Origin of the sequence: Mycobacterium sp. MYCO198283, assembly GCF_021213805.1 — a bacterium.
GTDB lineage: Bacteria > Actinomycetota > Actinomycetes > Mycobacteriales > Mycobacteriaceae > Mycobacterium.
The window spans coordinates 480389-490303 of sequence record NZ_JAJQJI010000002.1 but is presented as its reverse complement, the minus strand read 5'-3'; the positions used below and the strand labels follow the sequence as shown (position 1 = coordinate 490303).

Genomic DNA, 9915 nt, shown 5'->3' with positions numbered 1-9915 from the left:
CGACGGTACGCATGATCGTGTCGGCAACGACAGCCCGCAAGCAGGCAGTAACCTCAGACATCGGGACCCCTCGGCGGTGGGCGAAGCTTGGTGTAGGAACCCGCATCGTCACCCACCGAGGGCCCGCCTCAGCTCACCGACACGACACCATCACCCCGACACCCGCTGGGCACAGCTGCACCCTCGATTACGAAGAGCCGCATTGACAGCCCCGTCATGGCTTCGTCGTGCTCCTTCATCGCTTTTGCTACCGGCGACTGCTTCGCCAAGCCCGCCGAGCTCGGCGTCGTGCGGTGCCCCGATGGCGTCAGCGAGTGCTCGCTGCGATCGCTGCCCTACAACTGGGTGACACCACCGTCGACGGTAAATTCCGCCCCGGCGGTATACGTGGCGTCGAAGGCCAGGAACGACGCCGCCACCGCCACCTCTTCGGGCGTACCGAAGCGGCGCATCGGGTTGCTTGCCACCCGTTCCTCCTTAAAGCGTGCTGCCGCCTCTGCGCTCATGGTGTTCTCCAGGATTCCGGTGTCGATGGGCCCGGGACTGATCGCGTTGACCCGGATGCCGCGTGGGAGCAACTCCCGGGACAGAGTGCGGGCCAGTGATCGCAGTGCCGCCTTGCTGGCGGCGTAGATGCTGGTGTCGAGAATGCCGACCACGTTCGCGACGGATGTGGTGAGGACGACCCCCGCGCCGTCGTTCAGCAGCGGAGCCAGCTGCTGGACGGTGAAGAACGCTCCCTTGACGTTGACGTCGAACACCTGGTCATAGATCTCTTCGGTGACCGAGCCGAAGGGGGTGACCGGCGCGACGCCGGCGTTGACAAAAAGCGCGTCGACGGTGCCGAACGAAGCTCGTACCTGCTCGGCCAGCGACTCCAGGTCCGACAATAGCGACACGTCTCCGCGGATCGCCTTCGCCCGGCTGCCGAGACGGTCGACCGCATCGTCGATCGTCCGCTGAGAGCGACCCGTGATTGCGACTGCCGCACCGCCGTCCACCAACAGCCGCGCCGTCGAGAAACCTATTCCACTACCACCACCGGTTATCACGACGTTCTTGCCCGAGTACCTGCCCACGTCAGTCTCCATCCGTCGCCTTAAGTCAAATCGCCGACGTGCCGCCGTCGACGTTGAGCAACTGACCATTGACGAAACTGGAGTCCTCGGACGCCAAGAAGAGGGCAACTCTGGCGACCTCATCGGGCTGGCCGACCTCGCCCCGCGGAATCAAAGACTCGAAGTCCCTTTTCGTCTCCGGGTCCTTCAGCACGCGCTCCATGATCGGCGTCGAGACCTGGCCAGGACTCAACACATTCACCCGAATGCGCCTGTCCTTGAGCTCATTCAGCCACACCCGGGCGTAGGCATGCAGCGCGGCCTTGCTTGCCGCATACACACTCCAGCCGGGCCATCCCTTTATCGACGCGATAGACGCGGTCAACACGATCGACCCGCCATCGTTGAACAGCGGCAAGGCCTTCTGCACCGTGAATAGCGTCCCACGGGCGTTGAGTCCGAACGTTTCGTCGAAATGCTGCTCGGTGATCTCCCCGAGGGGGGCCGCCTCGCCCGTCCCGGCGTTCGCGTACAGCACGTCGATGCTGCCCCTCTCCCGTCTGACGGTGTCGAAGAGCCGGTCCAGGTCGTCGAGGTTCGCCGCGTCGCCCTGCACTCCGGTCACGTTCCGGCCGACCAACTCAACGGCTTCGTCCAGCGCATCCTTCCGGCGGCCCGTGATGAAGACGTACGCCCCTTCTGCTACGAAGAGCTGCGCACTGGCCAGCGCCATCCCGCTTGTGGCCCCGGTGATTACCGCAACCTTCCCTTCCAACTTCCCCATGACTACTCCGTTCTCATTCGAACGATGGTGAAGGCGTCGACCGCTCGGCCGCGACGATGCCTGATGTTAAGTACAGCAAGCGCTGTAATTAAGACGCTAGACGCTCAGCGCCTCGACCGCAAGTTAAGTACAAGAGCCGCTCTACTTGACCGTGTCGGTCCTGCTCCTGAGCGATAGAATGGGCAGGTGACCGAGTTGCAGACGGAAACCGTGCGGGCCTCCGCGAAGGGTCCCTTAGGCCAACGGCGCGGCCGAGGTGCGCGGGAACGCATCCTCGAGGCGTCGCGCAGTCTGTTTCGCGCCCAAGGCATCAACAAGACCGGGATCGATCAGCTGTGCAAGGTGGCGAACGTCTCGATCCGCACTGCGTATCAGCACTTTGGAAGCAAGGACGGGATCGTCGCCGAGTACCTGCGCGACTGGGACCCGGACACCATGGCCTCCGTGTTCGACCGCGCCGACTTGCCCCCCCGCGAGCGACTCCTCGCCGCGTTCGAGACGCCGCAGAGCGTGGCGCGCGCCGTCACGCCTCTCTGCCCCTACCTTGCTGCCGCGGTGGAGATCACCGACCCCGAACATCAAGCCCGCGTCTGGGTGCGCGAGTACAAGTATTCCGTCGCCAAACGAATGACCGAGACGGCACGGGAAGCCGGTGCGGCAGACCCCGAAGTGCTCGGCGAGCAACTCGCCCTGCTGCTCGACGGCGCGTCAGCTCGAACCCGGTGCTTGAACGCCGACGCCTTCAACACCGCAGCCGCCATCGCCGCCACCCTCATCGACGCTGCGCTTCCCGTCGAGACCGAGTCGACGCAGGTCCACTGAATTCGACCTCACGCTGTTCATTCACCCGCGGGTATCTGAAGGTCACGGGATGTTCGTCGGCGTCGGAAGCGTCTGCGAATCACGACACGGTCTCGCGCGCATACCGATCGACACTTGCCGAGCGCCGGAAGCCCCACGAATCACTAACGTCACATCCGCAGCCTGACGTCACCACGGCGTCCCGCGTGAAGGGTGTGACATGTCGCTGGGTCGTCGCATCGCGCGGGCCGCCGTTGCCGTTGTGGCGCTGAGCATCTCGCTAATCGTCACCTCACCGGCCCGCGCCGAGCCGTGCACCGGCGCCGCCGCGCAAGCCCAAGCCCCGGCCGCCCAGAACGTCCAGACGGCGCCTTGGACACCGATCGCCGGCCGCGGCCCGGCGCCGAACCATCCGAGCCCGCCGACCGGCCACCGCCCGAGGGGCGCCAACGAAGGCGCGGCGCTACCGCGGCTTGGGCAGGTCTCGCGATCAATCCTCGGAGCGCTCGACCCCCGACCGCAGCCGGTCAGACAGCAGGCGGCCGCCGTCCCGGCGCCGAGACCGCCGGCCACACCAAACACCCAGCCGCCGAACGCCGCTCAAGCCGCACCGGCACCCGCGCCTGCGCCGCCCGCACCACCGCAACCGCCGGGCACCACGCTCGTCGGCTGGGTGACCGGGCCGGACAGCCCGAACGACACCGTCGGCCGATTCGCCATCACCGGAACCGATCTGGGCATCATGTGGGACAGCGGCACCGGCAGCCAGGTGCTCATGGCGTTCGGCGACACCTACGGCTATTGCGGCGTCAAAGGGCAGCAGTGGCGCTACAACACGCTGTTCCGCAGCTCGGACCGTTCGCTCGCGAACACGGTCAGCGCGAACGCCGGCGCGCCGATGATGACGGGGCACGTCGCCAAGCAGATCCTCAACAGCCCGTACTGGGCGCCCAACGAGAAGGGCATCATTCCGACGGCGGCTATTGCGGTCGGCGGCAAGCAGATCATGAACTTCATGTCGATCAAGAGCTGGGACGCCAACGGCTCCTGGACGACGAACTTTTCGGGCCTCGCGATTTCGCCCGACAACGGCGAGAACTGGGGCATCTACCCGAGCAGCGTCCGGCTCGCCGGCGCCGACCGGGTGGCGGGCGGTCGATTCATGCCGGGCAACGAGAACTTCCAGCAGGGCGCCTTCCTCAAGCCAGGTCCTGGCGACGGCTATCTGTATTCGTTCGGCACCCCGGCCGGGCGATCGGGTTCGGCCTACCTCTCGCGCGTCGTCCCCGCCGACGTCGCCAACCTGACCAAGTACGAGTACTGGAACGGCGACCGCAACAGCTGGGTGCCGATGTATCCCGGCACCGCAACACCGGTGATCCCCGGCCCGGTGGGTGAACTGTCGGCGCAGTACAACACTCACCTCAAGCAATACCTGGCGCTGTACTGCAACGGCGACAACGACGTCGTCGCGCGCACGGCACCGGCACCGCAGGGGCCATGGGGACCCGAGCAACTGCTGGTGCCATCGTCTCAATACCCTGGCGGCATTTACGCGCCCTACCTCCACCCCTGGTCCACCGGCAAGGAGCTGTACTACACGCTCTCGCTGTGGTCGGCCTACAACGTCATGCTGATGAAGACGGTGCTGCCGTAATCGCGCCGCCGCTCGCCGAAAGTGCCCTGACCATGTGAGCCGATCCGTGCCACGATGAGCGCATGGCCGACGAACCGCAAGCCGAGCACGACTTCAACACCCGCGTCATCGAGGAGTTCCGCGCCAACGGCGGCAAGGTGGGCGGCCAGTTCGAGGGCTTTCCGCTGCTGCTGCTGACGACGAAGGGCGCGAAGAGCGGCCAGGAACGCGTCAACCCGGTGGCGTACTTCGACATCGGCGACAAGCTGTTCATCGTCGGCTCGGCGGCTGGCCGCGACGCCAGCCCCGGCTGGGTGTTCAACCTGCGCGCCGACCCGCACGCCACCGTCGAGATCGGCGCTGACCCACCGACAGCCGTTGTCGCGCACGAACTGCCGCGTCACGAACGCGACCAGGTGTACCCCGCCATCGTCGAGCAGGCCCCCGGCTTCGGCGAATACCAGCAGAAGACCGACCGGCTCATCCCGGTATTCGAGCTGATCGATGCCTGACTACGACTTGACCAGCGTGAACTGTCCGACGTAGCTGACGTTGCGGTTGAAGAAGTCGGAGCAGCCGGTGAGGTACCGCATGTACCGGTCGTACACCTCTTCGGACGTCGCGGCGATGGCCTGCTCGCGATGCGCCTGCAGTTCAGCCGCCCAGATGTCCAGCGTCCGAACGTAATCGGGCGTCAGGTCCTGGTGCTGCTCGACGGTGAAGCCGGCGTCACCGGCGTAGGCAACGACGTCGTCGTCGCAGGGCACCGACCCGCCCGGGAAGATCTCCTTGGCGACGAACCGCATGAACTTCAGGTCGCTCATCACGATGGGGATGCCGAGCTCCGGCCAACGTTTCAGCGGGTGGCCCATGATGGTCTGCAGCACCATCCGGCCGTCGTCCGGCATGATCCGATGGCAGAGATCGAAGAACGCCTTATAACGTTCCTTCGGGAACGCCTCGAACGCCTCGATGCTCACGATCCGGTCGACGGGTTCGTCGAATTCCTCCCAGCCGCGCAACAGGATTCGCCGAGACCGCGAGGTGTCGACGCCGTCGAGGATCTCCTGACCGAGCGACGCCTGATTCCTGCTGAGCGTCAAGCCGACGACGTTGACGTCGTAGCGTTCGACCGCCCGCTTCATCACCGAGCCCCAGCCGCAGCCGACGTCGAGCAACGTCATGCCCGGCTGCAGGTCCAGCTTGCCGAGCGCGAGGTCGATCTTGGCGAGCTGCGCCTCTTGCAGCGACATGTCGTCGCGCTCGAAGTACGCGCAGCTGTAGGTCCGCGACGGATCCTGGAACAACCCGAAGAATTCGTTGGAGATGTCGTAGTGCGCCTGGACGTCGTCGTAGGCCACTTTCATCGTCGTCGAGCCCCCCGACCCGGTGTCCGTCATGTGCTGCGCTCCTAAGCGGGCTGCTTTTCGAGGGTGAACTGGGCGACGTCGGTGTAGCCCTGGCGGAACAGGTCCGCACAACCCGACAGGTATTTGTGGAACCGCTCGTAGATCTCCTCGGAGGTGATCGCGATGGCCTCGTCCTTGTGGGCTTCGAGGTTCGCGGTCCATGTGTCGAGCGTGCGCGCGTAGTGCGGCTGCAGTTTCTGCACGCGGGTCACGGTGTACCCGGCCTCGACGGCGTGCTGCTGCACCTGCGCGGCCAACGGCAGCCGGCCGCCGGGATAGATCTCGTCCATGATGAACTTGATGAAGCGCACCCGCGACATGGTCAGCGGCAGCTTCTTGGCTTTGATCTCTTCGTCGCTCGGGATGATGATCGTGTGCAGCAGCTGCACGCCGTCGTCGGGCAGCCAGTCGAACGTCTTCTTGAAGTAGTCCGGGTACTTGCTGAACCCGAAGTGCTCGAACGCGCCGATCGACACGATGCGGTCGACCTTGCCGTCGAAGTCCTCCCACGGCTGCAGCCGCACCTCCATGTGGCGTTTGCTCGTGGAGTTCGCGAACCAGTGCTCCTCGATGTGGCGCTTCTGGTTCTCGCTCAGCGTCAGGCCGATGACGTTCACGTCGTACTTCTCGACGGCGCGCATGATGGTCGAGCCCCAGCCGCAGCCGATGTCCAGCAGCGTCATGCCCGGTTGCAACCCGAGCTTGCCCAACGCCAGATCGATCTTGGCCATCTGCGCCTGTTCAAGGGTGTAGTCGTCCCGCTCGAAGTAGGCGCAGCTGTAGGTCTGCGTCGGGTCCTGCCACAGCTTGAAGAATTCGTTGGAGATGTCGTAGTGGAACTGGACTTCCTTCTTGTCCGAGCCCCGCGTCTGCGACGCGGATTTCGCCAGCCACGCGGACTGAGCCTGGGGTGCTGCGCTGGAGGTATCTGCCACTGTCCGTCCTAGAGCATCTGGAGACATGCTGGTGGTGTTGATCGGCTCAACACGGGGGTGACGATACGCCTCTCGCGCTGCCCGTGACCCGTCGCCACGGCGAAAAATCGGCCGCAGCAAAGACTTGCGACCGGTGGCGCTGCCGCGGCGGAATCAGACACCGGTCGCTGCGGTTGGCTTCGGTATGGCGACGATGAGCCCTGAGAAACGCGAGCAATTCCTGGCCGATCTGCACGTCGGCGTGATCGCCGTGGAACGTCCCGAGCGCGCGCCGCTGGCCGTGCCCATCTGGTACTTCTACGAGCCGGGCGGCGAGGTGCTGCTGTGGACCGACGCGAACAGCGTCAAGCACCACGTGATCCGCGCCGCGGGCCGGTTCACGATCACCGTTCAGGACGAGCGACCGCCGTACCGGTACGTCACCGCCGAGGGGGACGTCACCGGCATCACCCCGGCGACCGAAGACGACGTCCGGAAGCTGGCTGCCCGCTACGGCGAGCCCGACGTCGACGGGTATGTGAAGCAGATGTTCACGTCGACGTCCATCGCAATCCGGATGCGGCCGCAGCGCTGGCTCAGCGCCGACTATTCGTAGCGGCAGCGAACAGCCGGCGGGCACGGTGATCCGGTGGCGGTCATCCTCAACACCGATTCGGCGTCGGTGCTGACGATCCTGGGGCGGGATCTGACCGCAACTGCCCGCATGTCGGCGGCGCGTTGTTCAATCAGCCGATGGGGGAGAGCGAGACCGCCGAACTGTCCGTGCAGGACGTCATCATGGAGCTGCTCGACGAGGATGCCGGCCTGAACGCCGCGGTCAAGGACGCGGTGCTCGACGCGCTGTCCGAGGTCGTCGACAACGCCGAGACCCAGCACGACGATGTGGCGCCGACGTTCCTGACGAGCATCTCCGTCGTCGGCTTCCGCGGGGTCGGGCCACAAGCGCGGCTCGACCTCTATCCGGCGCCGGGGCTCACGGTGGTCAGCGGGCGCAACGGTTCGGGCAAATCGAGCTTTGCCGAAGCGCTCGAGCTGGCGCTGACCGGCACCAGCTACCGCTGGCTCAAGAAGGAGAAGCTGTGGGAGGAAGCGTGGCGGAACCTGCACCACCCCTCTCCGTGCGCCATCCGCGTCGGCTTCACGGCTGAAGGCACCGGGCCATTCGAGGTCGGGATCGACTGGGACGACGACGCCGCGCTCAGCGACCACACATCGTGGACGAAGGCCGGCTCCGGCAAGCGCATCGCCGGCACCGACCACCTCGGCTGGTCACGCCCGCTGGAGTTGTGGCGACCTGTGCTGTCCTACGACGAGCTCGGCAGGCTCTTCGACGGCGGCCCGGCGGCGCTCTACGACGCGCTGGCCAAGCTGCTCGGCTTGGAAGTGCTGTCGGACGCCGAGAAGCGGCTCGCCGCGCGGCTGAAGGAAACAAGGTCGACACGCGATCGGGCCGACGCCGAGCGCAAGCGGCTGCTCGCGGTGCTGGCCCGATGCGACGACGAGCGGGCGCTGCTCGCAGCGAAGGCACTGAAAAAGCACGGCGGCGCCGACCTCGCGACGGTGCAGGGGCTGGCCACCGGATCTGGCGATCTGCAGGTGACGCCCGCGCTGCGGGCGCTGAACGAGCTCGACGCGCCGTCGCTCGACGAAGTCGGGAGCGCGGTGGCCCAACTGCGGGATGGCGTCAATGCCGTCGACACGGCTGCCCGCGCCCTCGCCGACGGCACCCGTGAACGGGTCGCGTTGCTACAGGCAGCGCTGGAGTTTCACGACCACACCGGCGACACGCAGTGTCCGGTCTGCGGTGAAGGGACGTTGGACCGCGGGTGGGCGGCGAGCACCCGGGAGGCGATCGCAAAGACGCAGCAGTCGCTGCAGGAGTATCGCGGCGCTGCAACGGCTCTCGCCCAGGCGCGACGCGACGCGATGGCCCTGCTCGCCGGCCTCGACATGGTCGACGAGGTGGCCGGCGTCGAGCTGCCCGCGCTAGCTACCTTCAATGACGCCGTCGCGGCCGCGAGGCAGGCGCCCGACGGCGAGACCGAGTTGGCGGCACACCTGGAAGCGACGGTACCTGCGGTGATCGCCACCGCCGAGGCGCTGCGCAACCAAGCGGACGTGGCACTGAAGCAGCGGGAGAGTGTGTGGGTGCCGTTGGCGGTGCAGCTCGGCGCATGGGTGCCTGCCGAGGAGGCAGCCCGCGAGTTGGACGGCACCGTGAAGACGATGACCGCCGCGAAGAAGTGGATGAACGACCACGCCGGGCAATTCCGCAATCTCCGGCTCAAACCGGTTGCCGCGCAGGCCCGCACGATATGGAATCAATTGCGGCAGGAGAGCAACGTCGAGCTTGGCGACATCACGCTGACCGGGACGGCGACGAAGCGCCGAGCCGTACTGAGTGGGTCGGTCGACGGCGAGCCGACCAAGGCGCTGTCGGTGATGAGCCAAGGCGAGCTGCACGCGCTGGCGCTTGCGCTGTTTCTACCGCGAGCCACTGCGGCACAAAGCCCGTTCCGGTTCGTTGTGCTCGACGACCCAATTCAAGCGATGGACCCGTCGAAGATCGACGGGTTCGTGCAAGTGCTCTCCGATTTCGCGGGGACGCATCAGGTGGTGGTGTTCTCGCATGACGACCGGCTGGCGTCGGTAATCCGGGAGACCGGTGTCGACGCCAGGCTCATCGAGGTGGTCCGGGAGAGCGGCTCCAGGGTCAGCGTGCGCGACAACATCAATCCAGCCATCCGCCAGGTCAACGACGTCTTCGCGCTCATCAAGGACGAACGGCTGCCCGACGACATCCGCGCACGAGTACTGCCCGGGCTGTTCCGTGTGGCCGTCGAAGCGGCCGCCAGGCAGGCGTTCTACACGCGGCAGGCGCTGGCGGGTAGATCGCGCACCGAATCGGAAGCGGCATGGGCGTCGGCGAGAAAGACGCGCTCTCGGCTGTCGCTCGCCGTCCACGGCGACGCCGGCGCCGATCTCAGCGGCTGGCTCATGGCCCGTCCGAGCGGCAGCGGACGCTCGGCCTCTGCAACGCCGTACACAGCGAGGCGAGAGGTGTCGGCGTTCCCGAAGCGCGGGAGTTGGAGCGCACTGTCCAGGCGGTGCTGGCGCTGGTATGAGGGCCGTCGAACTGCTCGGCCAGGCCCAGCGCATCCTGGCCACGCGCACGATGGGCGCGTTGTCGCCGCGCATGGCGGCGTTCCTCGCGCGGCGCGCGCTCGAAGACATCATCGAGCAGCCGGTGCGCGCTGCTGAAGGCCTCGGCGCCGTCGGCAACCACGCGCAG

General features: G+C 66.4%; 9 protein-coding genes. 5 read left to right on the top strand and 4 right to left on the bottom strand.

Going from position 1 to position 9915, the window contains the following annotated elements; genetic code table 11:
* Nucleotides 1–335: 335 nt before the first annotated feature.
* Both LV457_RS06590 and LV457_RS06585 read right to left on the bottom strand, forming a co-directional pair.
* Entirely contained in the window at nt 336–1091 is a 756-nt protein-coding gene (locus LV457_RS06590; protein ID WP_232169919.1) for an SDR family oxidoreductase, read from the bottom strand.
* Between the two features lie 13 nt (nt 1092–1104).
* Complete coding sequence (locus LV457_RS06585; RefSeq protein ID WP_232169917.1) at nt 1105–1842, bottom strand: SDR family NAD(P)-dependent oxidoreductase; 738 nt, start codon at nt 1840–1842, stop codon at nt 1105–1107.
* A 186-nt stretch (nt 1843–2028) separates the two neighbouring features.
* Here LV457_RS06585 and LV457_RS06580 point away from each other — a divergent pair, with 186 nt between their 5' ends.
* The 3 genes from LV457_RS06580 (at nt 2029) to LV457_RS06570 (ending at nt 4791) form a co-directional block, all read left to right on the top strand.
* Nucleotides 2029–2664, top strand: coding sequence for a TetR/AcrR family transcriptional regulator (locus LV457_RS06580; RefSeq protein ID WP_232169915.1), 636 nt, complete (start codon nt 2029–2031; stop codon nt 2662–2664).
* Nucleotides 2665–2863: 199 nt separating this feature from the next.
* Nucleotides 2864–4300, top strand: coding sequence for a DUF4185 domain-containing protein (locus tag LV457_RS06575; protein WP_232169906.1), 1437 nt, complete (start codon nt 2864–2866; stop codon nt 4298–4300).
* Between the two features lie 62 nt (nt 4301–4362).
* Nucleotides 4363–4791, top strand: coding sequence for a nitroreductase family deazaflavin-dependent oxidoreductase (locus LV457_RS06570; RefSeq protein WP_232169904.1), 429 nt, complete (start codon nt 4363–4365; stop codon nt 4789–4791).
* Here LV457_RS06570 and LV457_RS06565 read toward each other — a convergent pair whose 3' ends face one another.
* Nucleotides 4792–5679, bottom strand: coding sequence for a cyclopropane mycolic acid synthase family methyltransferase (locus tag LV457_RS06565; protein WP_232169892.1), 888 nt, complete (start codon nt 5677–5679; stop codon nt 4792–4794).
* Between the two features lie 11 nt (nt 5680–5690).
* Nucleotides 5691–6650, bottom strand: a complete 960-nt coding sequence (locus LV457_RS06560) for a cyclopropane mycolic acid synthase family methyltransferase (RefSeq protein WP_232169890.1) — start codon at nt 6648–6650, stop codon at nt 5691–5693.
* Between the two features lie 157 nt (nt 6651–6807).
* Here LV457_RS06560 and LV457_RS06555 point away from each other — a divergent pair, with 157 nt between their 5' ends.
* Together LV457_RS06555 and LV457_RS06550 are read left to right on the top strand one after the other, a co-directional pair.
* Nucleotides 6808–7218, top strand: coding sequence for a pyridoxamine 5'-phosphate oxidase family protein (locus tag LV457_RS06555; protein ID WP_232169888.1), 411 nt, complete (start codon nt 6808–6810; stop codon nt 7216–7218).
* Nucleotides 7219–7355: 137 nt separating this feature from the next.
* The gene (locus tag LV457_RS06550; RefSeq protein WP_232169884.1) at nt 7356–9884 is read left to right on the top strand and encodes an AAA family ATPase; all 2529 of its coding nucleotides are present in this window, start codon (nt 7356–7358) and stop codon (nt 9882–9884) included.
* Nucleotides 9885–9915: the final 31 nt, after the last annotated feature.

What these genes read in the sequence shown, in the direction of transcription:
- LV457_RS06570 (WP_232169904.1), top strand. Translation starts at nt 4,363, where the DNA reads ATGGCCGACGAACCGCAAGCCGAGCACGACTTCAACACCCGCGTCATC.
- LV457_RS06590 (WP_232169919.1), bottom strand. Translation starts at nt 1,091, where the DNA reads ATGGAGACTGACGTGGGCAGGTACTCGGGCAAGAACGTCGTGATAACC.
- LV457_RS06560 (WP_232169890.1), bottom strand. Translation starts at nt 6,650, where the DNA reads ATGTCTCCAGATGCTCTAGGACGGACAGTGGCAGATACCTCCAGCGCA.
- LV457_RS06565 (WP_232169892.1), bottom strand. Translation starts at nt 5,679, where the DNA reads ATGACGGACACCGGGTCGGGGGGCTCGACGACGATGAAAGTGGCCTAC.
- LV457_RS06555 (WP_232169888.1), top strand. Translation starts at nt 6,808, where the DNA reads ATGGCGACGATGAGCCCTGAGAAACGCGAGCAATTCCTGGCCGATCTG.
- LV457_RS06585 (WP_232169917.1), bottom strand. Translation starts at nt 1,842, where the DNA reads ATGGGGAAGTTGGAAGGGAAGGTTGCGGTAATCACCGGGGCCACAAGC.
- LV457_RS06550 (WP_232169884.1), top strand. Translation starts at nt 7,356, where the DNA reads ATGGGGGAGAGCGAGACCGCCGAACTGTCCGTGCAGGACGTCATCATG.
- LV457_RS06575 (WP_232169906.1), top strand. Translation starts at nt 2,864, where the DNA reads ATGTCGCTGGGTCGTCGCATCGCGCGGGCCGCCGTTGCCGTTGTGGCG.